Consider the following 24,078-nt stretch of genomic DNA (forward strand, 5'->3'; position numbering starts at 1 on the left):
AAACGTTAACTTAGGTTTGATTCAATGAAACTGTTTTCCAAATACTCTCTCCCTCTATTAAGTATATTCATTGTAAGTAACGCCGCGATGGTAAGTAATGCAGCTATCGCAGCACCTTCTATAGTACCAAGCCCACCTAGCCTAGGCGCAAAAGGGTATGTGTTAATTGATTTTAATTCTGGTGATGTGCTGGTAGAAAAAAACGCACATACGAAGTTAAACCCAGCAAGCTTGACCAAACTGATGACCAGTTATGTGGCAGGTCAAGAGATGAAGCGAGGCAACATCTCTGCCGATGATCAGGTACGAATCAGTGAGAACGCGTGGGCGAAGAACTTCCCAGACTCTTCAAAAATGTTCATCGAAGTAAACACCGATGTAGCAATGATGGATCTTTATCGTGGCTTGATTATTCAATCCGGTAATGATGCTAGCGTTGCGATTGCAGAGCATGTTGCAGGCTCACAAGATGCATTCGTTGACCTGATGAACTCTTGGGCTACCTCTCTGAAGCTAGAAAACACCCATTTTGCCAATGCACATGGTTTGGATGCAGACGACCTCTATTCGACTCCTTACGATATCGCGTTACTCGGTCGTGCCATTATTCGTGATTTACCGGATGTGTATGGCTTATACAGCGAACGCTCTTTCAGTTACAACGGCATCACTCAACATAACCGTAATGGCTTGTTGCGTGATAGAAGCTTAACCGTTGATGGCATGAAAACGGGCTACACCTCTGGTGCTGGCTACAGTTTGGCGAGTTCAGCGACACAAGGTGAGATGAGACTTATCGCGGTTGTGATGGGCGCATCAAGCGTTAAGAGCCGTGAATCAGACAGCAAACAGCTGTTGAGCTACGGTTTCCGTTTCTTCGATACACTAAACCCGCATAAAGGCGGCGATCAAGTGGCTGAAGAGAAGGTATGGTTTGGTGAGCAAGACACATTGAAATTAGGTGTGGCAGAAGACACGTTCATTACGTTGCCTAAGTCAGACAGTAAAAAGCTGACTGCATCTATCGAGCTTAACTCTGAACTGAAAGCGCCAATTGCAGAAGGTCAAACTCTAGGTGTGGTTCATTACACCGTTGATGGCGAAGATGTTCAAACTCAGCCTTTGATCGCGCTTGAAGCGGTTGAACAGGGCGGTTTGTTCAAACGTTTAATAGACTACGTTAAGCTGTTCTTCGCGAGCCTGTTCTAAATAGAGCCTGTGGCGATAAGCCGCGCTGAAAAGTCGAAATATTATGGGTGTTGTGAGTGAATCACAGCGCCCTTTGTTATTTCTACATCAATGAAAACGCCGCGCCGCACTATCTTTATTAGCCGTAGCGGGCGGTTTCGATTACTATACGCAAAATTTAGCAGTGTAGTCACTTATGACGATAGATATAAAGAACGTAACCGAACCTGAAGTAACCTGTGCAAATTGTCAGGCATGCTGTTGTCGTTTAGAGGTTATGATCATCACAGATACGGGCGTACCTGAAGAGCACATCGCTTATGATGAATGGGGCGGTGAAACCATGAAGCGCTTAGACGACGGCTGGTGTTCTGCGGTAGATAGAGAAACACTGATGTGTACTATCTACGAAAACCGACCATGGATCTGTCGCGAGTTCGAAATGGGCTCTTTCGAATGTGTTGACCAGCGCAAAGATGTGATGGGCTAGGCGTCTGCAGTATTGAACTCAGTAACTAAAGTACGCTAATGAACTGTGATAATCACATTAAAATTAAATATCAGGGTTCTATACCTTAAGCAGTTGTAGAACCTTGATGCGTTTTATGAGATCAAATATTGAGTGAGATAAGAGTCTTAGCTCGATAAGTTAGAGTTTAGAACTCGGAAGGCACTTCAAACTCCATCCATTCACCGGTTGTCGGGTGAATCAACTTTAAGTAGCCAGCGTGCAGGTGTAAGCGCTCGCGTTTGTATCCGTATAAGTCGTCACCACGAATAGGTACACCAAGCCCTAATGGATGAGCACAGTGCACTCGCAGCTGGTGGGTTCGCCCTGTTTTAGGGTACAAGTGAACCTTGGTTTTGCCATTGTGAGTGCTAACCACTTGCCAATGGGTCTCTGCATTTCGGCCGTGTTGGTGACAAACCAGTTGTCTTGGTCTGTCCGTGATGTCGCCGCGCAAAGGAAGGCTGATATTGCCAGGTTCGCCCGTTATCTCGCCATCTAACAAAGCGGTGTAGCGTTTCTCTACGGTTCTATTAATGAACTGCTTCTGAATATGCTTGTTTGATTCCGCCGTGAGCGCCAAGATCAACAAACCTGACGTCGACATATCCAACCTATGGATAATCAAAGGACCAGTCGCATCCGGGTAACGCGCTTTTATGCGGGTATAAACTGAATCTTCGATGAACTTACCGGGAACCGACAAGAACTCTTCAGGCTTATTGACGACTACGATTTCATCGTCTTCATAAACAATATTAAAAGACTTACCAACCGCAGGGTTCACGATAAGCGGGTTATCTTCTAGCTCTATGCCACTTAACTGGTGTTCGAGGATCTCAAAGCTTTTACTCTGACAAACAGGGTAGAGGTTTGCGTGTTGTCGAATGATGTCTGTAGGCGGTAATCCCCACCAAAATTCAGACAAAGCTAACGGCTTGAACCCGTGTTCAAAGGCGAAGTTAAGCAGCTTTGGTAGGCAGCAGTCACCAGAGCCTTCAAGCGCGTCTTTACCATCGAGCAACTCGAGTAAATTCTTAGATTGCTTGGCTTGATTGATAAAGCGATAGTGAGAGAGGCGTTGAGTTTCCAACTGTTGTGAAACTGCTTGGTGATCTTGCTTACGGTTTTTCAGTTCGCTTTCAATCAAATCAATTTGTGATTGGCGCTCTGCGATCTTCTGTTTCCACTCAATACGAAGTGCTTTTAGGTCACGTTTCTCTTGGCTACTTTGATTGCCCAGTTGTTTGAGCAAATTCGCCGCTGACTCTAGATTCCCTAATGCTTTTTCTTGATTGGCTTGTTCTCTGAGTTCGTTACGCTGAGCTTTGTTTGCGGCCATTGCTAACTGAAAGGCTTCGATAGCTTTTGCTGATTCGATTTTTAACCCTTCAAGCTCGGCCAATAATGTGTCTAGATTGTGCGACTGTTGCAGCTTTTCAATGTCGTCCGAGAGCTGCAATTGTCGAGCAAGGTTCGCACTGTTTTGAGATTGAAACTGTTTTGAATCGAAGGCTGGTGGAACAAAGTGAATGTTGTTTAACTGAGAGACCAAAGCCGGATCTAACTGCAAGCCTGAAAACGCAGAAAGGTAACCTAACCCTTGTGTGGTTGGATTCTGAACAAGAAGCACAGCGTAGAGATTACCTTGCGAGGTTTCATTCACACCACAGTCGACAAGTGATTGCTGAAGCTGCAGCATAGCGAATTCACACACAGGGTGCGGGGTATAGTAATACGGAAACGTAAAACGAGTCGGTAGCGCTAAATCGACATTCGTGTTTGCTAGGTGCAGAGGTGTGTATTGAGCGAGGTTTGTTGGCATTAAGATCAAACTCTATGGCTGTTCAGTTAGAGTTCGGTATTGTTGTCGAAATGAAGACAAATGAGAAGCCAAAGCAGAAGATAAATCGGCTTTGGCTTCATTTAGTTTCTTGTGTTTACTCTAGCAAGCACGTGTTTGAGTGAAACTCGATCAGTTCGAGTGTTCTAGCTCTACTTGCTCAGCTTTTTGGTAAGCAGGGTGGCTCTTTAAAAGTTCACCGTATTTAGCGATGTTAGGGTAAAGCGCAGTTGCACCAAAGTTACCAACGATTTCTACGATGAACGACATCATAAAATCTGCACCTGTTAGTGTGTCTGCAACCAAGTAGGTTTTACCTTCAAGTGCATTATTCACGTAAGTTAAGATCTTTTGGTTTTCATCGTCTGCATAACCGCCTAGGAAGTTAGTTTCACAGCCGTCCTTCATTACAAAGATCTTAAGCAGCATTGGCAAAATACCTGAACTCTCAGCGAAGTGAAGCCATTGCGAATACTCAACGTAGTTTGCGGTGCCGCGTGTAGGTGCGAACTTACCCTGACCGTATTTGTCTATTAGGTATTCCGTGATAGCACCAGATTCAGTGATCACGACGCCATCGTCTTCAATGACAGGAGATTTACCCAATGGGTGAATGGATTTGAGTTCTGGTGGTGCAAGAAAAGTGACACTGTCTCGTTGGTAGGGTTTGATTTGGTAATCTACCCCAAGCTCTTCCAATAGCCAGATGATGCGCTTTGAGCGCGACTTATTCAGGTGATGCAAAGTAATCATGATTCTACCTAGTTAACGGGTTCAGTTTATTGAATTTATTTAGCTTCGTTCGTTTTGATAACAAGCTTACCGAAGTTCTGACCTTCCAATAGGCCCATGAATGCTTGTGGCGCATTTTCTAGACCTTCAACCAGGTGCTCACGATAGTGCATCTTGCCTTGAGACAACCATTCTGTCATTTGAACAGCAAACTCGTTGTAACGGTGCGCGTAGTCATCAAAGATGATGAAACCTTGCATCTTAATTCGTTTAACCAGCAACATACCCATCAAGCTAGACATGCGATCTGGGCCTTCAGGCAGTGAAGTCGCATTGTATTGAGAAATAAGACCACACACAGGAATACGAGCACCTGTGTTAAGTAGAGGCATTACTGCATCGAATACTTTGCCCCCAACGTTTTCAAAGTAAACATCGATGCCGTTGTCACACGCTTTAGCCAGTTGCTCTGCGAAGTCGTCAGCTTTGTGGTCAATACATTCATCAAAGCCAAGAACCTCTTTCGCGTATTGGCACTTCTCTTGACCGCCTGCAACGCCGATAACACGACAACCTTTTAGTTTGCCGATTTGTCCAACGGTTGCGCCTACAGCACCTGTTGCTGCTGCAACGACTAGCGTGTCGCCTTCTTTAGGTTGGCCGATATCAAGCAAGCCCATGTAAGCAGTAAAACCAGGCATACCCATGATGCCAAGCGCGTAAGAAGGGTGCGTTGGTTCTTTACCTAGTTTGATAAGGCCTTCACCGTTAGACACACCAAGATCTTGCCAACCTGTGTAAGCCAGTACCCACTCGCCAATTTCGTAATCAGCGTGGTTTGATTCTTCAACCTGACATACGGTTGCGCCTACCATCACTTCATCAATCGCAACGGGATCTGCGTAGGATTTAGCATCGCTCATACGACCACGCATGTATGGGTCTAGAGAAAGGTAAACTGAGCGAAGTAACATCTCGCCGTCTTTGATGCTTGGCGCAGCTATTGTCTCTAAACGGAAGTTGTCTTGAGTCGGTGCGCCAACTGGGCGAGAAGCCAATACGATTCGGCGATTGTCTTGTTGAGTCATTGGATGTCCTTAATTGTGTATTTTATACATTTAGAATTAGACCAGTCGTCTAGTCTTGTTGTCTAAAAATCCCGCCGTCATCAAATTGATAAGAGGGCGGGTGATTTTTTAAGTTAAAGCCAATAAAGCGCGCTGCGCGTTATTAGCTTTCACCTTTTAAAATTCGTTCGGTAAGGCTCAAAGCTGACTGTAAGCTATGTGAGCTTTGGCTCAGCTTGCTCAATAAGCTGGCGCCTAACCACATTGAGTATAGGTTCTGAGCTGCTTCTTGGCTCTCTTCAACCTTTATGGAGCCATCTTCAATACCGCCGACAATGCACTGTTCGATGGTATTCGTCACTTTTTCTGCACCCTTTAATAGCGCTTGGCGCATAGGATCAGAAAGATCAGAAACTTCCGCGCTGAGTTTAACGACCAAGCATTTATGAGCATTGCAGGTGCCGTTTTCAATCTGTGACCATCGAGTGAAATAACTGACAATTCTCTGGTAATGGTTGCCTTCACCATGAACCAAAATAGTTTCAACTCTGCTGATGTAGGTCTCAAAATAGTGCTGGATCAGAGCCTCGCCAAATTGCTCTTTCGATTTAAAGTAGTGGTAAAACGACCCTTTCGGCACGTCCGCTTCTTTAAGCAATTGCGATAAGCCAACGCCGTTAAAGCCGTTGTTCACTATTAATTGGTAGCCAACATCTAAAACATGCAGGCGTGTGTCATTCGTTTTTTCGTTCATGGGCGGTACTATAAGTTAAATTAGACCAGTCGTCTAGTGGTCGGTTTTCGAGGGTATATTTGGTCGTTGTTACAGTAGCTAAATAGCTAAATAGCTCAATATCTAAAGAGGCTTCAAATGTTCAGATATAAAAAAGCCCCGACATAGCGCGTATGTTGGGGCTTAAATCAGTAACTTCGATTATTTGATAGAGATGAGTTCTACATCAAAAATCAGAGTCGATGATGGTGGGATAGGGCCTGAACCGCCTTTACCGTAAGCTAGAGTGCTTGGAATAAATAGACGAACTTTTTGGCCTTCAACCATGTAAGTCAAACCTTCTTGCCAGCCTTTAATTACTTGCTTAAGAGCAAATGAGATTGGCTCGCCGCGCTCAACAGAGCTGTCGAAAACAGTGCCGTCGATTAGCGTACCGTGGTAGTGAACCGTTACTTTGCTGTTCTTAGTTGGGTGCTCTGTGCCTGTACCTTCTTCAAGAACAAGGTATTGAAGACCGCTTTCAGTCGTAATCACGCCTTCTTTAGTGCCGTTTTCAATTAGAAATTGTTGGCCTTGTTCGAAGTTTTCTCCGCCAGACTTATGATTCGTCCAAGTACGGTAAATCATGAAACCCGCCAAAAGAAAGACAATGACCGGGATGACAAATTTAGACATAGTAAAACCTATTTATATTGAGTGCTGAATTTCGTAGTTAATACAAAATGTGTTAATCAGTTGACTAAAGCCGTGATTATGGTTGAGTCAAAAGGTAGTTGATCGTTTTTGCAATGCCAGCAACGTCTTGGTGACCTGCTGTTAGTACTTGGTATTTACCGTTGATGATAAAGGTTGGTACTGAGTTGATCTGACCTTTTACTGAGATCTCTTCTGCTTGCTTAACGTAGTCGAAAAGAGCGACTTGCTGTTCTTTATTCAGCTGGTATGGGCTAACCAAACCACGAGAAGTAAACGCTGTCTCTAGTGCTTGTTGACGCTGCTCAGGTGTTGCATCTGCACCCATTTGAACGGCACCAAATAGGTCGTCCATGAATGCGTGGTCAGGCGTCGCATCAAGCTGCATCACTGCTGTGTAGTAGATCATTGCGCTGATTTGAGCGCTTTCGTTGAACGTCACGTGCATCTTGCCAATAGTTTGGTCTGTTAGAGATTCAATCTCTGGAATGGCACTTTCCATTTGACGGCAGTGACCACAGTTAAGAGAGAAGATTTCAGTGATCGGAGACAAGTTAAATTCTGTTAGAGCAGTAGGAAGCGCTTCGTATTGAACGCCTTTTTGTGGCTCGTCTGTTTCACTACAACCCGCGATAATGAGTACGGCAGCGAGTGCTGTGATGAATTTAGTAAATGGTTTAAACATAATGTTTGCTCTAGCGTTGAGAAGTCGTGAGATTCTAACTATTTAGTACGAATTGGAAAACAATTATAAGGTAAATAAATGCAAACAGTTCGAACTAGCGGCTGAACACAAGCTAGTAGACGGTTAACTGTGATCAACAGCACTTTTTTGGGTTCTGCTTTCTTTTCGTCTAAAGTTTTTCCCTCGGTGCCGATATAGACATTAGTGAATGGTTTATCTGCATGAGTGGTTGGTGAAGTAATGAGATATTTAGCGATAATGTTAAGCATAGCTTTGGCTGGGTGTGAAGCCACGTCACCAACTGACTTACTTGGCGGTGACATGCTAGAGACTGCACCACAAACCGATTACGACTTGATGCATCCTGAATGGGGTGTGGTTCAAACGACTCATGTAGCAAGCAATCGTGGGTACTCTATCCAGAGTAGCACTCATCAACACAGAACCATCACGACCAACTACGGACGTGGCGTTTCGACTAACGACCCACTGGAAGTCTTTTTAAGACAAAACCGCATCGATTTTGAAGTGTTGCCGGGTAACCATGTGATGGTAAAGCTTGAGCAGCACGTGAACTTTAAAACAGGTTCAGCATTCCCTGAGCCAGCGTATAATCAATGGCTAGATACGCTAGGCAGCTACCTTGCTCAACGCCAAGATATTGATGTGGTGATTGAAGGACACACCGATAACACGGGCACAGATCGAATCAATGATCCGCTTTCAGAGCAGCGAGCAAAAGAAGTGAAGGCTCGATTAGAGAGTAACTACGTATCAAGTCGTTCCATCTATACTCGTGGCTTCGGTGAGTATGTTCCAGCTTGTACGAACGCTTCTGCGCAAGGCAAGGCGTGTAACCGCCGTGTTGAATTGATGCTGATTGTCACGAAGTAGTCGTTTGAAATTTCGCGCCCAATTTGAAGCGATTAACGCCAAATAACAGATATAAAAAATCCCTCACATTCGAGGGATTTTTTGTATCTGACTTTTGTTGCTTTATTGCTTATGCAAACTGCTTTTCTAAGTAAGTCACGATATCTGAAGATTCGTACATCCACTCAGTTTTACCGTCTTTTTCGATACGTAGACAAGGCACTTTCACACGACCGCCGCCAGCTTCAAGCTCAGCACGGTGTTGCTCGTTGTTTTTTGCATCACGAAGTTCAAATTGAACCGACTGACGTTTCATCGCGCGGCGCACTTTCACACAAAATGGGCACGCTTCGAATTGGTATAACGTGTGCGTTTTTGCTTGCTCATTTACTTTGTTTTGTTCTTCTTGAGAACGCTTCACACCACGTGGGCTGAAAACAAAATTCAATAACAAGATGACACGACCTAAGAACCAACGGATAAACTTCATAACTCTCTCTACATATTTAAAATTAGCGTTACAATTTGCAGCATTATATACACAAGTTTTGTCAGATGCTCGCAACAAACCGCTAATATCTATTTTGTCCGTTCGATCGTATGAGACTTAGCCACATTTAGCCCTAAACGCTTAGACAGTCGAGTCAGATTTGCTCGGTCTGTTTTCAGAACTCGCCCTGCTTGTGCCCAGTTAAAGTTGGCATCTTCCAACACCTCAGTAATGATACTGCGTTGAAAATCGTCCGTTGCACCACGTAGCCCTGCAGAAAGGTCGATCGTTGGTGTCGATAATGGTGTGTTTTTCACCTGAGTCGTCGCAATTGGCTGATCTTGGTCTAGAGGACCACAATCTTCCTTGGTGATTGTCACCAGGTTTTTATTGGTGCTGCGCGCTAACGCTTTCAATGCGGAACGACTGATCACATGCTCAAGTTCACGCACGTTACCCGGCCAACCATAACGGTTTAGGAAAGAAAGAACGTCGGAGCGGAACTTAACTTGGTTGATACCAAGCTTACGACGCGCTTGTTCTAAGAAGAAACCCGCTAATAGGCTGATGTCGTCACCACGATCTTTCAGTGCTGGCACCGCGATAGGATACACACTCAATCGGTGGTACAAATCGGCTCTGAATCGACCGTCTTCAACTTCTTGTTTTAGATCTCGGTTTGTCGCTGCCAATACTCGCACATCAATGGTTTGAATGTTGTCTTGGCCAACCGGTTGGATTTCGTTGTTTTGCAGCGCACGTAGGAGCTTACTTTGAGCGGCCAAAGGCAATTCACCAATCTCATCAAGGAACAGTGTGCCACCATCGGCTAAAGCAAATTTACCTAAGCGGTTTTTGTCTGCGCCAGTGAACGCGCCACGAACGTGACCAAACAGTTCACTCTCTACTAAGTTTTCAGAAATTGCAGCACAGTTTACGTAGACGAGTGGGTTACGTTTACGTTGAGATTGGTGGTGCAGGGTGCGAGCCACAAGCTCTTTACCAACCCCGGTGTCACCATGAATCAAGATATTAAACTCAGATGGAGCTACAACAGCGATGTCGTTCTTAAGCGCGACCATGGTGTCACTGTTACCAATCAACTCACCGCCGTCACGTTCCCACGCTTCTACGTTCAATTCTTCGAGTAATTGCTTTGACTGTTTTGCTTGATGCTCAAGTTGCGAGAAGGTCAGTGCCATCTGCATGGTTGAGGCTGCAATAGCTGCCAGTACTTCAAGGTTACGCGCCGGAATATTCGCGAAGACATCAGGTTTCAAGCTGTCTAGAGTCAGAATACCTAAGAGCTTATCGCCAAATAGCAAAGGCAAGCCCATACAAGCATGCATTGGTAAATCGCCATCATGGTCAATAAGCAAACCATCGAAAGGATCGGGTAAGGAGCTGTCAGCATCGAAACGAACAGGAGAGCGAGACGCGCAGATCTCTTCAAACCGTGGGTGTTCTGAAATGATAAAGCGACGACCGAACGTATCTCGGCTGAGCCCTTGCATTGCGATAGGTACTAGCGTGTCGCCTTGAAGGCTTAAAAGCGCGACACAATCACACGTTATGGTTTTGCGAATGGCATCGATCAGGCGATTGAAACGATCTTGATCGTTGACACCACTTGCGAGGCCAATGGTCATTTCCATGAGGGTAGATGCGGAGATATCTTGCATAAAAAACTCTAACGGTGTGTGTTTATCTACATAATAGAGTCTTATTGACTTAAAAAAAAGGTCTTTTTGACATTTTTATAAGATGAGTTTTGAGAAGAAAACCAGTAATGACGGGGATTGATAAAGTTGGCACTGATTGTGCAGAAGATACAGAGAAGCCCAATTATAGCGCTGATTAAACAGACTATTCTTGATCTCAATCAATCAGGTTGCATTAATCAGGTTTCGCGATTTTTTGAAATGAAAACGAGTCAAAATAACTCAGTTTCTAAAAATAACTAAGGTTTCAGAAAATCGATAAGTCATTCTTAATTTTTAGTAGTCAAAATGACATATAGGTCATAAGGCTCAGTGTTCGGAGTAAATTCATGCTTAACAATGCACATATCGAAATCATCAAATCTACTATTCCTCTACTTGAGAGCGCAGGCCCAGCTTTAACTCAGCATTTTTATCAACGTATGTTCACGCATAACCCTGAGTTGAAAGATATCTTCAATATGACTCACCAAAGAACAGGTCGCCAAGGCGTAGCACTGTTTGAAGCTATCGCGGCATATGCAAAGAACATTGAAAATCTAGCAGCGTTAACAACTGCCGTTGAACGTATTGCTCAGAAACACACAAGCTTTAACATTCAACCAGAGCACTACCAAATTGTTGGTTTGCACCTGATTGAGACATTACGTGAACTAGCTGCTGACGCCTTTACTCCAGAAGTGGAAGAAGCATGGACAGCCGCTTACCTATTCTTGGCGCAAGTATTCATCGATCGTGAAGCTGAACTTTACCTACAGCGTAAGCAAGCTGTTGGTGGTTGGGAAGCAGCGCGTGCGTTTGTGATTGCAGACAAAATCGAAGAGTCAGCGCTAGTAACAAGCTTTATCCTTCAGCCAAAAGACGGCGGTGAAGTTCTGGATTACACACCAGGTCAATACATCGGTATCGAAGTGAAACCAGAAGGCTCTCAATACAGCGAGATTCGTCAATACTCACTGTCTGATAAGCCAAACGGCAAGCAATACCGTATTTCTGTTAAACGTGAAGGACAAGGCCAAGAGACACAAGGCGTTGTATCTAACCACCTACACGATACGGTTGCTGTTGGTGATGAGGTTAGCCTATACGCACCAGCGGGTGACTTCATGTATCAAGAGCGCAGCAAGCCAGTAACACTTATCTCTGCAGGTGTTGGTGTAACGCCAATGCAGTCTATGCTTGAGTTCCTAAACACGGAAGATAAAAACGAGCCAGTACTTTACCTTCACGCTTGTGAGAACGTAGGCCAACACTCTTTCACGACTCGTGTTAAAGATATTGTTGCCGACAAAGGTTGGGAAGCGAAAACGTGGTACATGAACAAAGATGAATCTGCATGTGAAAACACGCATCAAGGTCAAATGGATCTAGCGTCTATCTCTGATACTAAAGGCTTTGAAGAGAGCGATTTCTACATCTGTGGTCCTGTTGGTTTCATGAAGAACATCGTAGAGCAGCTAGATGCAATGAAAGTTGACCGTTCACGCGTTCACTACGAAGTATTCGGCCCTCACGCTAACTTCTAATAGGTCTCGGCATTTCTAGTAACACTCGCCTGAACTATTAATACCTTGCCTATTCAAAGGCCTCACAGTGTGAGGCCTTTTTGGGTTTGGTTGGTTTTGTCTGACATCATCGACTACTGCAGAACACGATGGTTCAGCTAAGATCTTTTCGCTTCTATCTAAGAACGTTTCATCTTCTTGGACATGTAGTCGGAATCGAAAAACTCAGGCCAGTACATTTTTACGTAACCACCGGCAACCCAAATCACTAGAATGGTGGCGATGGTTAGCTCAAAGAAACCAAACTTGTGTAGCCAATACCATTGTGGGTATTCCGCGCCGAAAAATGTAGTTAGACGATGCATGGCAATAGCGCTGATCACAGATGGGAAGGTGACGGCAGCAATCGAAGGTTGGAACTTCAAACGCATTAGGCGGATGTAACACAAGTAAATCAACAAAGTCATGGTGATGGCAATGCCCGCCAATGCACCTGTTAGAATCGGGTCTGGGTTGTCGAAGTTAACCAAGTAAGCGGCTAAAGACAAGTTAACCGGAGCTGCCATGATAGCGAGTGTTGGTCTTGCTCGGCGAGGAAGATTGCCTTCGAACACCAAGCGGTATAACACCACTGGCAACATAAGGAAATAGATACCAATACAAGTGACCGCAAGTGTTTCTGAAAATACGGTGTGCCCGAACTGTGTGCCAGCTAAGGAACTGCTGATCAAACCGACCGGATACAGAAACCAACTCGGTACAATGTTCGACATTTTGAAGTTGATGATCTGAAAACTAAAGAACAACACCATCATGGTAAAGTGCAGCAATAGCGCGCAGAACCAAACTGGGTAGGCGATAGCTGGCGATATCTCGGCTAAATAGTCGCACAGAATCAGTAAAGCCATGCTCATTGGTGCCATCAAGCTTCCACTTAACGGGTGGCGAATGTCATTAAGGAAGGTATTAAAGCTCGTTAAATAGCGCAGTAAAACAGGCAGCAATAATAGCGCGCCGAATGCAGCGAGGTAGGGACGAATTATCTCACCAATGCCCGGGATATATAACGCCCAAGCTTGTCCTAACCCAATAACGCCAAGTGCTAAAGACGCCTGAGATGGCGGCACATTTTTTACTTGGGTTAATCTTCTCCAGTTCAACGACTTACTCCGACTTAGTTAATTAAAGACTTTTAGAATATTTGCTTTAGTTAGAGTGTGTAGGCCTTTCATCAATAGATTTTGAGGGCACTCAACTAATTTTGAGTGGATGATACCAAGTTTAACGTTTGCTTTTTTGATTTTGATACGGAATCGGGAGATTAAGCACGTTGAATGTGTGCTTTTGTTTCATGAGTCATTTGTAATTAACGTACTTCCTCTTGTTGAGGGAGATCTTGTTGTCTTAGTTTTTCGTTTTTCAGCGTACGGTTAAGCAGTTGACTGTAAATTGGCTGCCCACCTAACATTTGAGCAATGATTACCGCACCTAAGCAGGTGATGATCAACGGCAGGATCAGGTAGTAGTTATTGGTCATTTCGATAACCAACAGTATGCCAGTGATAGGCGCTCGCACGGTGGCGGCAAATAATGCTCCCATGCCAGCAATTGCAAACATACCCGGTTCAATATTCAGTTCGGGAAAGAATGCCGCTGCGATAAGCCCGAACGCATAACCAAAGAGTGTTCCTAGCGCAAGCATTGGTGCAAAGATACCGCCTGGCGCACCAGAGCCGAAACAAAGCAGGGTAGTGAGGACTCGGCCTAAGAAAATCAACAACAACACATTGGCGCTGTAGCTGCCATTCGTGATGTTCGGGATGATACCAATACCACCACCAGTTAATTCAGGTATATAAAGGAGCAACAAGCCAAAGCAACCGCCAAGTAGGGTGCCTGTCATCAAGTAGCGTTTACGGTCATTCTTGTGGATCGCCACAAACAGGTCTTGGGAAAGCGTAATCAGTTTATTGAAAATCACACCAAACAGGCCGAACAACACACCTAATAATAAGAATAACCAAAGTGCGTCGAGTTCAGGCGGCTGGTACTGAGGCATTGTGATAACGGCAGATTGGCCATTGATAGAACGAAATACAATGTTGGCTGAAACTGCTGAGATGATGACAGCTTTGATTGATATGAGTGAGTAGCGAAACTGTGGTCTCATCTCCTCAACCACAAACATGATTCCTGCCAGTGGTGCGTTAAATGCGGCGGCTAAGCCACCAGCGGCACCTGAAGCCAACAGTGAGTGGCGAGTGTCATCGTCTTTGACTCGAAAGATATCAGTGACCATACGACCGATACTGCCGCCCATTTGAACGGTTGGCCCTTCACGGCCTAAAACCATACCAGAGCCTAACGCGCCCATGCCGCCAAAGAATTTTACTGGCAATACTCTCCACCATCGAACAGGGCGCATACCGTCCATCGCACCTTCAATTTCGGGGATGCCTGAGCCTGCAGCCTCTGGAGCAAAGCGGTGAACGAGGAAGTAACCAATAAAGGCAAATGCAGCACTAATAAGGAAAGCGGCCAACCAAAGGGGTAAATAGCTACCGATTTCATCTTTAAGCCAATCGGTACGAGTTTCTGTGATGAAATGAACCGCGACTTCGAAATAGGTACCCACTACGCCAGCAAGTACACCTACAATACAAGAAAGAAAGAGAACGGAAGCGGGTGTCTTATCTCTTGAGAGAAATTGATTAATAGCATCCCTTGGCATTTTGGCTAATAAGGATTGCTTAATTTTCTCTCTTCTGGTCATAGAGATAAGTTTCCTGAATGAGTTAAGGCGGGGTTGCATTAAATTATACGCTTCCTCTGCATATCCTATAGCAACAAAGATGAAAAGTTGAATTTCATTTATGGAATGTGCGTGTTACATAAATGGAATCTATGGTCAATAGTGGAATCACCGTCACAGTTTTGATCGATTCTCTGGCGGCGGCTTGAATATCCCCAAAAATGAACCATAGTTAAATCGTAAAGCAACATAACGAACCGCGAGGAGAAGTGAGGTTTTACACACAATTTGGATGGATTCAGAAACAAAGTTTTAGTTCCTCGTTAAATGTTCAGGTCGATATTTAAGGCTTCCTGATTCGCGAACTCACGATTGAGTAACGAGGGTGAGGCGTACTGAGTAAGTACGCCTTTAGTTCGTCTGGAGCATCCCATTTTCATCGTTCCCCCCCTTTTCTAGTGACACCCATACAACTTCTGGCTTAAATCATTCTCCGTATAAACAAGCGATTGGGGTCAATTTCTCCGTGATTGTGTATATACTCCCTTAAAAAGGAGAACTGATATGACTAAAAAAGTTCCTACAAACATCATTACGGGTTTCTTGGGGGTTGGTAAAACGACAGCCATCTTGAACCTACTAAAAAACAAACCTGAGAATGAAAACTGGGCTGTTCTGGTTAATGAATTCGGGGAAATCGGCATTGACGGTGCATTGATGACAGATCAAGGCGCTTTGATTAAAGAAGTGCCGGGTGGATGCATGTGCTGTACTGCGGGCGTGCCTATGTCAGTGGGTATTAATGCCTTACTTCGCCAAAAGCCAGACCGTTTATTGATTGAGCCGACAGGGCTTGGTCACCCTAAACAGGTTATAGCGACACTGACTTCCGATCAGTACACACCATATGTCGATTTAAAAGCGACGCTTGGTTTGGTTGACCCACGAAATCTGTCTATTGAAAAGTACACCTCGAATCAGAATTTTAATGATCAACTAAATAGTGCAGATGTGATTCTTGGTACTAAGGTTGATCTTGTTCATTCTGAAGACATCGATGTGTTTAATGATTGGGTGACGGATCAAACGCCAGCAAAAGTCTTCCATAAGCTAATTCACGATGGTGAAGTGCCATTGGAAGTGTTGGACATTGAAAGAGTATACGGCAGTGCTTCCTCTCATATTGAAGCGCATCATCACGATCACGCTGAACAAGAGCCTCAATTCCAACTTCCTCCTGGTGAAGCTTTCATCCGTAAAGAGAATAAAGGGCAGGGCTACTTTAGTTGTGGTTGGCTATTTGGCGCAGAGCATAAGTTCAACTTCGATGCGCTATTCTCTATGTTGTCAGATCTAACGGCCGAGCGTGTAAAAGCTGTCGTGAACACCGACCAAGGTTGCTACGCATTCAATGTGGCGAATCAAGTCGTGTCTGTGAACGAAATTACGCTTGATGGCTTTGAATCTCGATTGGAAGTGATCGACTCGCAGCTCATGCCGTGGGGCGATCTCGAGCAGATTCTACTCAAGCTGTGTGGTATCAAATAGCCCTGTTTTTGCTGTTTGAACCAAGGATCTTGGTGTTTACCTCGTTGAAGGCGGGATAAACACCAGATTAAATGAGAAAGTTTGCGTTATATCACGATAAATGTGAGATAAATCACTCTAATTACTTTATAGTGCTCGGCTGAAATAAGAATGTAGGCTGTCTGCTTAAGGAACCCGTAACAATGTCATTTTCCTCTCAAGGTTTTGCTCCTGAATTAGTCAAAGCGTTGACTGAGTGTGGTTATGAAAAACTCACTCCAATTCAACAAAAAGCGATTCCAATGGCTCGTAAAGGCCATGATATTTTTGCTACTGCTCAAACCGGTACGGGTAAAACAGCGGCATTTTCATTGCCTGTTATCCAACACCTTTTGAACAGCGGTAAAAAGGCGTCTAGAGGAACGGCTCGCGGCCTTATTCTTGCTCCAACTCGTGAGCTTGCTGCGCAGATCGCTCAAAACATTAAAGACTACGTTAAATACACAGATCTAAGTGTTTCTGCGGTTTACGGTGGTAACAAGATGTCTTCACAAGTTCGTCAACTAGAACTGGGTGTGGATATTTTGGTTGCAACACCTGGCCGTTTAGAAGAGCACTTAGAAGCGGGTAACGTGTCTATTGCTAACCTAGAATTTCTAGTATTTGATGAAGCTGACCGTATCCTTGATATGGGCTTTATCAATGCCGTTCGTAAGATCATGTTGGATGTAGAAACATCACCGCAAATCATGATGTTCTCTGCAACGACTTCTACTCAGTTAAACCAACTGTCTGTTGATATTCTGCGTAAACCAAAACGTATTAGTGTTGAGCGCGAAAACTCAACGGCTGCTACTGTCGGCCACGTGGTTTACCCAGTGGATCAAGAGCGTAAAACAGAACTGCTTTCTGAGCTGATTGGTCGTAAAAACTGGCGCCAAGTGCTTGTTTTTGTTAACTACAAAGAAACAGCGAACGATGTAGTTAAAGAGCTTAAGCTAGACGGCATTAAAGCAGTACTGTGTCACGGTGATAAAGCGCAAAGTGCTCGTCGTCGTGCTCTAGACGATTTTAAAGAAGGTAAAGCGCGTGTAATGGTAGCAACCGACGTTGCGGCTCGTGGTCTTGATATCGAAGACTTACCACACGTAATTAACTACGACATGCCTTTCCTAGCAGAAGACTATGTTCACCGTATTGGCCGTACAGGTCGTGCAGGTAAGCAAGGTCACGCTGTCTCTTTCGTTAACCGCGAAGAAGAGCTGACTGTCGTTCAAGTTGAAAAACTGATTCAACAGCGCATTCGTCGTGTTGAACAACCGGGTTATGAACCGAAGAAACGTGATGCTTACATCGAGAAGCTGAACACTAAATCGGCTTACAAAAACCGTCAGGGTCGTAAGAACAACGCGAACGAAGAGCCACAAGATCAAGCAAGCGCTGAACGTCGTTTGACTATGATGAAGCGAATTAAAAACCGTCGTAAGTAATTACGGTTGGTGATTGAAAAGAGCCACTGTTATGTGGCTCTTTTTGTTTGTATTGATCGCAATATTGTTTATTGTCATTACTGCTTCGTTTCAACCTCGCTTCATTTCAAGCCCGATCAAGAAACAAGAACTAATAAATAAAAACAAGTCGATAAGGTAATAATATGGATAGCGCACTACTTTGGGCTTTTATTCCCACGTTTTTCTTCGTGTCAATCACGCCCGGTATGTGTATGACTTTGGCGTTGACACTTGGAATGAGTGTTGGATACAAGCGTACATTATGGATGATGATCGGTGAACTGGCTGGTGTCGCTGTGGTTTCTATTGCCGCGGTATTGGGTATCGCTTCGATCATGTTGAATTACCCATGGCTATTTACGGGCTTTAAATTTGTTGGTGCGGGTTACCTGTTTTATTTAGGCGTTCAGATGTGGCGTTCGAGAGGCAAACTGGCGATCAGTACTGACAACCAAACAACAAAAGTCAGCAATGATTGGGACTTGGTGGTTCAAGGTTTTGTCACTGCAATTGCGAACCCAAAAGGCTGGGCGTTTATGATTTCTTTGCTGCCTCCTTTTATTAACAGCAATAAAGACTTAGCACCGCAGTTGTTCATTCTCGTGTCAATCATTCTGGTTTCTGAGTTTGTTTGCATGACCTTATACGCGACAGGCGGAAAGAGCTTAAAGCATATGCTGGGCAAAGCCGACAATGTTAAGTTGATGAACCGCATTGCAGGTACGTTGATGATGGGCGTTGGTGTTTGGTTGTTCGTGAGCTAATTCTGGTTAGCCTACAACGAGCAGAGATCCCCGACTCAGTCGTTCCTCCTTCTCGAGGGTGACGCGTACGTGGGATGATGACGACTTAGGATTACGGTGAGTTTTGAAAATTCGGATTCTTACTTAAACCGAAGAATGCATAGAATATAAAAAGAGCGATAGGGCATTTGGCCTTATGGCTCTTTTTGATTTTACTTAGCTAGCGAACAGAGACTAGATAACAGAAATGTTTCTGATTAGCCTGCGTTGTATATTTAAACCGCGATTTCACCGCCGTCTTCTCGACGAATCACAACCGTAGATGCTCTTGGGCGGACTTTGCCTTGAGTTTGTGCGGTTGCATCTTCAGACGATGGCCAGTTTGCCGGGTGTTGAATGTTCACAAACAGTGACTTGAAATCTGGGCTTATGGTAAAGCCTGTTACTTCACATCCGTTTGGTCCCACAAAGAAACGCTTTAGCTGCGCTTGATTGTTTGCATCAACTACCGCGCTGTTGCCTTGGTCATCCGTTAATTGAGATGGAACCACTGCCAGCATTTGGTCATTGGTGTAGCCAGTGACTTCGTCTGCGCCATTATCTGTCTGAATCCATAAAATACCACGAGCATCAAACGCTAAGCCGTCAGGACTCGCGAACTGGTTCATGTCTGTTAGACCAGAGCGGTTAATAGACTTGTCTTCCACTGCTGGTGAACCAAATACGAAGATATCCCAATCGAACTCGCCTGCCGTTTTGCCTTCATCCCAACGGATAACATGACCGAACTTGTTGTCTACGCGAGGGTTTGCAGAGTTCGCTTCTTTACGCTTGTTGTTATTAGTCAGCGTTAGGTAAGCCGTACCTGTCATTGGGTCAACAGAGCACCATTCAGGGCGATCCATTGGCGTTGCACCAACAAGGTCGGCAGCGCCCGCTGTATTGATGATAAGCGCTGCTTGAGAGTCAAATGAATCACCTAGCTTGCCGCCGTTTGTTGTCTTGCTGCTCAGATTCAGTGGTAGCCACGTACCTGAACCGTCATCGTTGAACTTAGCCACATACAGCGTGCCTTTATCCATGTACTTGTCACCCGCACTTAGGCGATTACTCGGTTCTGCGTCACGCGGGTCCCATTTCTCTTCAGAAACAAATTTGTATAGGTATTCAAAGCGAGAATCGTGACCAGAGTAGAATACGATTGGCTCGCCTTCGGTCAACTTACCAAACGTACAGCCTTCGTGACGGAAACAACCCAGTGCAGAACGTTTCTTAGCGCGAGAGTTTGCTGTGTATGGGTCTATTTCAACAATGTAGCCGTGACCGTGTGCTTCGTTACGGTAATCGTCCATTGCTGACTCACCTGTTGGTGTTACGTCAAAGCGAGCAAATTCGTCTAGGCGTTCTTGTTTGTCACCAGAAAGTGTGTCCCAACCGTAACGTGTTTTGTCGGTAGCGATACCAATACGTTCTTGCGCTGGTGTTGTCTCGCCTTTGTTAACGAAATAACCCGGCCAGTTTTCTTCACACGTTAGGTAAGTGCCCCATGGTGTGTAGCCATTACCACAGTTGTTCAACGTGCCACGAGCTTGGCTGCCGTCTTGTGAGAACTTGGTTTTGGTAAATTCACTGTGTGCAACAGGACCAGACAGATCCATTACGGTCGCGCCTGTGTAGCGGCGGTTCAGAGGATCGTTATCGACCATCACCCACTGGTTGCCATCAAGTTTTACACGAACCACACTGACGCCGTGAGCGTTGATCTCTTTGCGAACTTCATCAAGGCTAGGGCGGTTGCCTTCATCGTATGTAGGGCCATTAGCGTGAAGTGCTTTTTGGTCGATGTATTCGTGGTTGATCACCAACAAGCCGTCATTGCTGTTGCCATCAAGCGGGAAGAAGTGCATACCGTCATGGTGCATACCCAGTGCGTTTGCTTGATCTTGTGCGTTGTTGGTTCCATCTTTTAACCAAGCATTGCCTTGTTTGTTAAGTGGCGTGCCCCAAGGAACCAATACTTGTGCTGTATAGCCTTTCGGTACGACAACACTGTCAGTCAATGAGCCTTTAACCGATTCGAATGCAAGTGTTGCGGTCCTTTTCTGTGCGCCTGTTGCTTGCATTGTTGCGGCGTTAGCTGTGCTGTGACCTGCTAAACCAAACGCGCCAAACGCCGTCATTGCACTAATGCCTAAACCGCCTTTTAATACGTTTCTTCTTGAAAGGTTTGCATCTAGAACTTCTTCGAAGGGCTTGTTTTTACTCTTGTTAAAACGAGTACTATCAAATGTTTCCTTGCTCATCGCGACTGCTTCCTATTAGCTGACTTTATTATTCATTATTTATGACTTACCCGCGTACTAACGAATTGGTTAATAAGTTGGGTAAATGTGTGACCAATCGTGAAGCAGTTAAGTGACAGATTTTTATAGTTTTTATTAAGCTTTTGTTTCTGTAGCACGATTTTTGCCATAACACTTCTCATGCAAGACAAAACACTTGGGGATTAGGTTAGAACTGTGTATAAATGCTTAATCAAATGAAAAGAGAGACAGTTATGAAATTAGATAAAATCGAAAACAAAAATCGTCGCCTACGCAAAAAGCTATACCTAGGTGAATTCGCGATTCTGGGTTTTGAAGTAAGCTGCAAGACATCGATTGCTGATTTTGACCAATACGATGTGTTCATTGATGAGTTCATCGATTTCATCGACAGCATCGGTCTATGCTTTGGTGGCGGTGGCCTAGAGCTGTTTGAAGGTTTCTTATGTTCTATCGAGCGTTACCGATCAGTAACTGAAGCAGAACAACTGCAAGTTGCACAATGGCTTGAAGCGCGTGCTGAAGTAACGAAAGTTGAAGTAAGCGAGCTTATTGACGCAAACTACGCGTTCTAAATTGATGTTGTACTGTTAGCTTTTCTTAGAGGCCTATACGGCTTTTAGAACGAGCAACAATACACAAAAACAGAGGCCGAATCGGTATATCGATTCGGCCTTTTTGCGTTTTCATCCTTTGTTATTCTTATTTTAATGTTTCCCTTTTGCTTTGCTTTGCTTTGCGAGGCGACTAATTTCACTTAAATATCAGCGCTCTATGGGTACTTATCTGGGCTGTAATAAGTTTGGATAAACTTGTGAGACTTTTATGAGAATTCAATGAAGTTGCTGATAGATTTGATCGCCATTCTTAGAGTCAACAACACCGCAGTTCGTGGCTGACTAGATAACACGTATTTAGATGTTATCCATTTGTCGGTCTCGAAAGGACTCAATAAAGGATGGAATCAAAATGAATAAACGTACTCAAATCAGCTTAGTGATTGGTTCAGCGATGTTCGCTCTTGGGGCTGTTCAAGCTCAGGCAGCCCAGCTTGAGGTGACAGTGACTAATGCGACTAAAGGAATCTACTTTACGCCAATCTTGGCAGCGGCTCATGATTCAAGCTTGTTCATGTTTAGAACAGGGGAGGCAGCTTCTGCTGAGTTGGAATCCATGGCGGAAGGTGGTGACATCTCGGGCTTATCTGGTGTCATCGCCAATGCAGGTGGTGTCGTCGTTGAAAACCCTGCGAGCGGTATTCTTGACCCAGGTGTCGCGACCACATTCGATATTGATACGGGTGATCTGGCTTACTTGTCACTCGGCGCGATGTTATTGCCAACCAACGATGGCTTTGTTGGATTAGACAGCTGGAAGATCCCAACTCAAGCAGGTACCTATAAAGCCATACTGAATGGCTACGATGCCGGTACTGAAGCCAATGATGAGTTGGCTAGTAGTATGCCAAATCCTCCCTTTATTACCTTTGGTGCTGGTGGTACCGGTGTAGAGACTGCCGTGTCTAACGCTAAGGTTCATATTCATCCGGGCAACATTGGTGATAGTGATGCTGCAGGCGGTATTAGTGACCTCGATAGCAGCAGCCATCGCTGGTTAAACCCTGTTGCAACTATCACCATTGTTGTGAAGTAAGGGGGATGTATGAAAGCTAGAATTCTATTTATCGCTGCATCAGTAGCTGTGTTAGCGGGTTGTCCGGACGATGACGACGATTACTATCGCTATGATGTGAGTGTTACTAACCTCACCCCCAATCAACCAATGTCACCACTCGCGGTGTTGACTCACAATACGAATTTTGATCTGTTTGAAGTTGGGCAAAGTGCCTCTGTCGATCTGGAATACTTGGCGGAAGGGGGTAGTAATGCACAATTGCTTGCGCTCAGTGACAGTGACGCCAATGTTTATCAAGGCATCTCAGGCAATGGACTGATTCTTTCAGGTGAGCAAGACACGGTGTCGATTCGTGTCGACCCAAATCAAGAAGGGTATATCTCAGTTGCTTCCATGTTGGTGAACACCAATGATGCGTTTGTCGGTGAATCCGGATTATCACTCAAGTCATTAGCGGTGGGTGATACCTTTACCATGAACATGAATGTTTGGGATTCGGGAACTGAGCTGAACGATGAGCTTGCTGCAACCATTCCGGGACCAGCAGGCGGTGGTGAAGGTTTTAATACCACACGAGACGACACCGATGTAGTGAGTTTCCACTCTGGCGTAATTAGCCAAGATGACGGCCTTACGACTTCTACTTTAAGTGCCAATCATCGTTTCCTTAACCCCGGAGCAAGAATCACCATTACTCGAACTGAGTAACAGGGTCAAAGTACGATGAAAGAATTCCTGCTCTGTTCCGGTCAATTGAAAGGTGGGCAGACTCAGAATAGAGCAGGGATAATGAACAGTGCTGCGGTAAATTTGATGGCAAACATATTGTTGGTTGAAGACGATGATGACTTGGCTGAACTGGTGCAGATGCATCTTAAGTTCCAAGGGCATAACGTAATCAGAGCTAATGTGATTGAAAAGGCTCAGGCGCTCTATAAAGAGGGTCATTTCGATTTGATCGTACTGGATCGTGGCTTACCAGACGGTGACGGACTCGATTTCTGTCGAATGTTGCGTCAGCAAGAGGATTGGACGCCAGTACTCATGCTAACCGCAAGAGACGCTGAGTTAGATAAGGTGTCAGGCTTAGAAGCCGGTGTTGATGACTACATAACGAAACCTTTCAGCGTTCTCGAGTTTCAAGCAAGAGTGAGGAACGTGCTTCGCCGTTTAAGCCATGTCGAATCAGCGACTCAAGAGGTTGTGACAGCAGAATCGATTATGAATTTTGGTGTGCTCACTATTCAACCTGAACGCCATCAGGTGTCACTCAATAACCAAGACGTACCGCTGACAGCTACCGAGTTTACCTTACTTCATTTCTTAGCAACCCGCCCGGGGCGTGTGTATAGCAAAGACGAGCTGCTCGATCATGTTTGGAATACTCATCACTCTGGCTATCACCATACCGTGTGTAGCACAGTCAACCGTCTAAGAACCAAGCTTGCGATGCCGAATAGTGATGATGATTTCATTAAAACCGTTTGGGGTGTTGGTTATAAGTTTGAGTCGAAAGCTTAGGCCTATGTGTCGCGTCCGAAGTTTACT

At 44.9% G+C, this 24,078-nt stretch carries 22 protein-coding genes; 11 read left to right on the plus strand and 11 right to left on the minus strand.

Features of this window, described 5'->3' with window-relative positions:
• Positions 1-24: 24 nt before the first annotated feature.
• Together AB4493_RS02420 and AB4493_RS02425 are read left to right on the plus strand one after the other, a co-directional pair.
• Positions 25-1,209, plus strand: coding sequence for a D-alanyl-D-alanine carboxypeptidase family protein (locus AB4493_RS02420; protein ID WP_017064476.1), 1,185 nt, complete (start codon positions 25-27; stop codon positions 1,207-1,209).
• 175 nt (positions 1,210-1,384) lie between these two features.
• A complete protein-coding gene (locus AB4493_RS02425; protein ID WP_080582263.1) occupies positions 1,385-1,678 on the plus strand; it encodes a YkgJ family cysteine cluster protein in 294 nt (97 codons plus the stop codon).
• A gap of 166 nt (positions 1,679-1,844) precedes the next feature.
• On the opposite strand, the gene AB4493_RS02430 is transcribed toward AB4493_RS02425, so the two are convergent.
• The 6 genes from AB4493_RS02430 to AB4493_RS02455 form a co-directional block, all read right to left on the minus strand.
• Positions 1,845-3,521: a pseudouridine synthase gene (locus AB4493_RS02430; protein WP_372052152.1), complete on the minus strand. Its 1,677-nt coding sequence runs from the start codon at positions 3,519-3,521 to the stop codon at positions 1,845-1,847.
• A 150-nt stretch (positions 3,522-3,671) separates the two neighbouring features.
• Complete coding sequence (locus AB4493_RS02435; protein ID WP_017064479.1) at positions 3,672-4,292, minus strand: glutathione S-transferase family protein; 621 nt, start codon at positions 4,290-4,292, stop codon at positions 3,672-3,674.
• Between the two features lie 35 nt (positions 4,293-4,327).
• Positions 4,328-5,359: an NADP-dependent oxidoreductase gene (locus AB4493_RS02440; RefSeq protein WP_017064480.1), complete on the minus strand. Its 1,032-nt coding sequence runs from the start codon at positions 5,357-5,359 to the stop codon at positions 4,328-4,330.
• A 142-nt stretch (positions 5,360-5,501) separates the two neighbouring features.
• A complete protein-coding gene (locus tag AB4493_RS02445; protein WP_017062643.1) occupies positions 5,502-6,092 on the minus strand; it encodes a TetR/AcrR family transcriptional regulator in 591 nt (196 codons plus the stop codon).
• 180 nt (positions 6,093-6,272) lie between these two features.
• A complete protein-coding gene (locus tag AB4493_RS02450; protein WP_017062642.1) occupies positions 6,273-6,746 on the minus strand; it encodes an FKBP-type peptidyl-prolyl cis-trans isomerase in 474 nt (157 codons plus the stop codon).
• Between the two features lie 76 nt (positions 6,747-6,822).
• The gene (locus tag AB4493_RS02455) at positions 6,823-7,449 is read right to left on the minus strand and encodes a thioredoxin domain-containing protein (RefSeq protein ID WP_017062641.1); all 627 of its coding nucleotides are present in this window, start codon (positions 7,447-7,449) and stop codon (positions 6,823-6,825) included.
• Positions 7,450-7,707: 258 nt separating this feature from the next.
• Between AB4493_RS02455 and AB4493_RS02460 the strand changes: the two genes are divergently transcribed.
• Positions 7,708-8,343: an OmpA family protein gene (locus AB4493_RS02460; protein ID WP_029235219.1), complete on the plus strand. Its 636-nt coding sequence runs from the start codon at positions 7,708-7,710 to the stop codon at positions 8,341-8,343.
• Positions 8,344-8,452: 109 nt separating this feature from the next.
• Here the strand turns inward: AB4493_RS02460 and AB4493_RS02465 are convergent, their stop codons facing one another.
• Together AB4493_RS02465 and norR are read right to left on the minus strand one after the other, a co-directional pair.
• On the minus strand, positions 8,453-8,812 hold the full coding sequence (locus AB4493_RS02465) for a glutaredoxin family protein (RefSeq protein WP_372154459.1): 360 nt from the start codon (positions 8,810-8,812) through the stop codon (positions 8,453-8,455).
• A gap of 89 nt (positions 8,813-8,901) precedes the next feature.
• On the minus strand, positions 8,902-10,494 hold the full coding sequence (gene norR / locus AB4493_RS02470) for a nitric oxide reductase transcriptional regulator NorR (protein WP_017062637.1): 1,593 nt from the start codon (positions 10,492-10,494) through the stop codon (positions 8,902-8,904).
• A gap of 368 nt (positions 10,495-10,862) precedes the next feature.
• On the opposite strand from norR, the gene hmpA reads away from it, so the two are divergent.
• Complete coding sequence (hmpA, locus tag AB4493_RS02475) at positions 10,863-12,059, plus strand: NO-inducible flavohemoprotein (protein WP_017062636.1); 1,197 nt, start codon at positions 10,863-10,865, stop codon at positions 12,057-12,059.
• A 158-nt stretch (positions 12,060-12,217) separates the two neighbouring features.
• Here hmpA and AB4493_RS02480 read toward each other — a convergent pair whose 3' ends face one another.
• A complete protein-coding gene (locus tag AB4493_RS02480; RefSeq protein ID WP_104216296.1) occupies positions 12,218-13,198 on the minus strand; it encodes a TDT family transporter in 981 nt (326 codons plus the stop codon).
• Positions 13,199-13,404: 206 nt separating this feature from the next.
• Positions 13,405-14,811: a H(+)/Cl(-) exchange transporter ClcA gene (clcA, locus tag AB4493_RS02485; RefSeq protein ID WP_102397989.1), complete on the minus strand. Its 1,407-nt coding sequence runs from the start codon at positions 14,809-14,811 to the stop codon at positions 13,405-13,407.
• Positions 14,812-15,354: 543 nt separating this feature from the next.
• Between clcA and AB4493_RS02490 the strand changes: the two genes are divergently transcribed.
• From AB4493_RS02490 to AB4493_RS02500, 3 genes are all read left to right on the plus strand, one after another.
• Entirely contained in the window at positions 15,355-16,338 is a 984-nt protein-coding gene (locus AB4493_RS02490; RefSeq protein WP_372154460.1) for a GTP-binding protein, read from the plus strand.
• A 182-nt stretch (positions 16,339-16,520) separates the two neighbouring features.
• Positions 16,521-17,807 carry a DEAD/DEAH box helicase gene (locus AB4493_RS02495; protein ID WP_017062632.1) on the plus strand — a complete coding sequence of 429 codons (1,287 nt, stop codon included), beginning with the start codon at positions 16,521-16,523 and terminating at the stop codon, positions 17,805-17,807.
• A 164-nt stretch (positions 17,808-17,971) separates the two neighbouring features.
• Complete coding sequence (locus AB4493_RS02500) at positions 17,972-18,592, plus strand: LysE family translocator (protein WP_017064486.1); 621 nt, start codon at positions 17,972-17,974, stop codon at positions 18,590-18,592.
• A gap of 254 nt (positions 18,593-18,846) precedes the next feature.
• Here AB4493_RS02500 and AB4493_RS02505 read toward each other — a convergent pair whose 3' ends face one another.
• On the minus strand, positions 18,847-20,874 hold the full coding sequence (locus tag AB4493_RS02505) for a PhoX family phosphatase (protein ID WP_372154461.1): 2,028 nt from the start codon (positions 20,872-20,874) through the stop codon (positions 18,847-18,849).
• Between the two features lie 254 nt (positions 20,875-21,128).
• Here AB4493_RS02505 and AB4493_RS02510 point away from each other — a divergent pair, with 254 nt between their 5' ends.
• From AB4493_RS02510 to AB4493_RS02525, 4 genes are all read left to right on the plus strand, one after another.
• A complete protein-coding gene (locus AB4493_RS02510) occupies positions 21,129-21,470 on the plus strand; it encodes a YggL family protein (protein WP_008219317.1) in 342 nt (113 codons plus the stop codon).
• A gap of 394 nt (positions 21,471-21,864) precedes the next feature.
• A complete protein-coding gene (locus AB4493_RS02515) occupies positions 21,865-22,548 on the plus strand; it encodes a spondin domain-containing protein (RefSeq protein ID WP_372055231.1) in 684 nt (227 codons plus the stop codon).
• A 9-nt stretch (positions 22,549-22,557) separates the two neighbouring features.
• On the plus strand, positions 22,558-23,238 hold the full coding sequence (locus AB4493_RS02520) for a spondin domain-containing protein (RefSeq protein ID WP_017062627.1): 681 nt from the start codon (positions 22,558-22,560) through the stop codon (positions 23,236-23,238).
• Positions 23,239-23,319: 81 nt separating this feature from the next.
• The gene (locus AB4493_RS02525) at positions 23,320-24,051 is read left to right on the plus strand and encodes a response regulator transcription factor (protein WP_017067448.1); all 732 of its coding nucleotides are present in this window, start codon (positions 23,320-23,322) and stop codon (positions 24,049-24,051) included.
• The last annotated feature ends 27 nt before the right edge of the window (positions 24,052-24,078 follow it).

Origin of the sequence: Vibrio sp. 10N.222.55.A1, assembly GCF_041473835.1 — a bacterium.
Classification (GTDB): Bacteria; Pseudomonadota; Gammaproteobacteria; order Enterobacterales; family Vibrionaceae; genus Vibrio; species Vibrio crassostreae_C.

Excerpts from the sequence above, each read along its gene's own strand:
- AB4493_RS02420 (WP_017064476.1), top strand. The coding sequence starts at position 25 with ATGAAACTGTTTTCCAAATACTCTCTCCCTCTATTAAGTATATTCATT.
- AB4493_RS02425 (WP_080582263.1), top strand. The coding sequence starts at position 1,385 with ATGACGATAGATATAAAGAACGTAACCGAACCTGAAGTAACCTGTGCA.
- AB4493_RS02430 (WP_372052152.1), bottom strand. The coding sequence starts at position 3,521 with ATGCCAACAAACCTCGCTCAATACACACCTCTGCACCTAGCAAACACG.
- AB4493_RS02435 (WP_017064479.1), bottom strand. The coding sequence starts at position 4,292 with ATGATTACTTTGCATCACCTGAATAAGTCGCGCTCAAAGCGCATCATC.
- AB4493_RS02440 (WP_017064480.1), bottom strand. The coding sequence starts at position 5,359 with ATGACTCAACAAGACAATCGCCGAATCGTATTGGCTTCTCGCCCAGTT.
- AB4493_RS02445 (WP_017062643.1), bottom strand. The coding sequence starts at position 6,092 with ATGAACGAAAAAACGAATGACACACGCCTGCATGTTTTAGATGTTGGC.
- AB4493_RS02450 (WP_017062642.1), bottom strand. The coding sequence starts at position 6,746 with ATGTCTAAATTTGTCATCCCGGTCATTGTCTTTCTTTTGGCGGGTTTC.
- AB4493_RS02455 (WP_017062641.1), bottom strand. The coding sequence starts at position 7,449 with ATGTTTAAACCATTTACTAAATTCATCACAGCACTCGCTGCCGTACTC.
- AB4493_RS02460 (WP_029235219.1), top strand. The coding sequence starts at position 7,708 with ATGTTAAGCATAGCTTTGGCTGGGTGTGAAGCCACGTCACCAACTGAC.
- AB4493_RS02465 (WP_372154459.1), bottom strand. The coding sequence starts at position 8,812 with ATGAAGTTTATCCGTTGGTTCTTAGGTCGTGTCATCTTGTTATTGAAT.
- norR (WP_017062637.1), bottom strand. The coding sequence starts at position 10,494 with ATGCAAGATATCTCCGCATCTACCCTCATGGAAATGACCATTGGCCTC.
- hmpA (WP_017062636.1), top strand. The coding sequence starts at position 10,863 with ATGCTTAACAATGCACATATCGAAATCATCAAATCTACTATTCCTCTA.
- clcA (WP_102397989.1), bottom strand. The coding sequence starts at position 14,811 with ATGACCAGAAGAGAGAAAATTAAGCAATCCTTATTAGCCAAAATGCCA.
- AB4493_RS02490 (WP_372154460.1), top strand. The coding sequence starts at position 15,355 with ATGACTAAAAAAGTTCCTACAAACATCATTACGGGTTTCTTGGGGGTT.
- AB4493_RS02495 (WP_017062632.1), top strand. The coding sequence starts at position 16,521 with ATGTCATTTTCCTCTCAAGGTTTTGCTCCTGAATTAGTCAAAGCGTTG.
- AB4493_RS02500 (WP_017064486.1), top strand. The coding sequence starts at position 17,972 with ATGGATAGCGCACTACTTTGGGCTTTTATTCCCACGTTTTTCTTCGTG.
- AB4493_RS02505 (WP_372154461.1), bottom strand. The coding sequence starts at position 20,874 with ATGAGCAAGGAAACATTTGATAGTACTCGTTTTAACAAGAGTAAAAAC.
- AB4493_RS02510 (WP_008219317.1), top strand. The coding sequence starts at position 21,129 with ATGAAATTAGATAAAATCGAAAACAAAAATCGTCGCCTACGCAAAAAG.
- AB4493_RS02515 (WP_372055231.1), top strand. The coding sequence starts at position 21,865 with ATGAATAAACGTACTCAAATCAGCTTAGTGATTGGTTCAGCGATGTTC.
- AB4493_RS02520 (WP_017062627.1), top strand. The coding sequence starts at position 22,558 with ATGAAAGCTAGAATTCTATTTATCGCTGCATCAGTAGCTGTGTTAGCG.
- AB4493_RS02525 (WP_017067448.1), top strand. The coding sequence starts at position 23,320 with ATGAACAGTGCTGCGGTAAATTTGATGGCAAACATATTGTTGGTTGAA.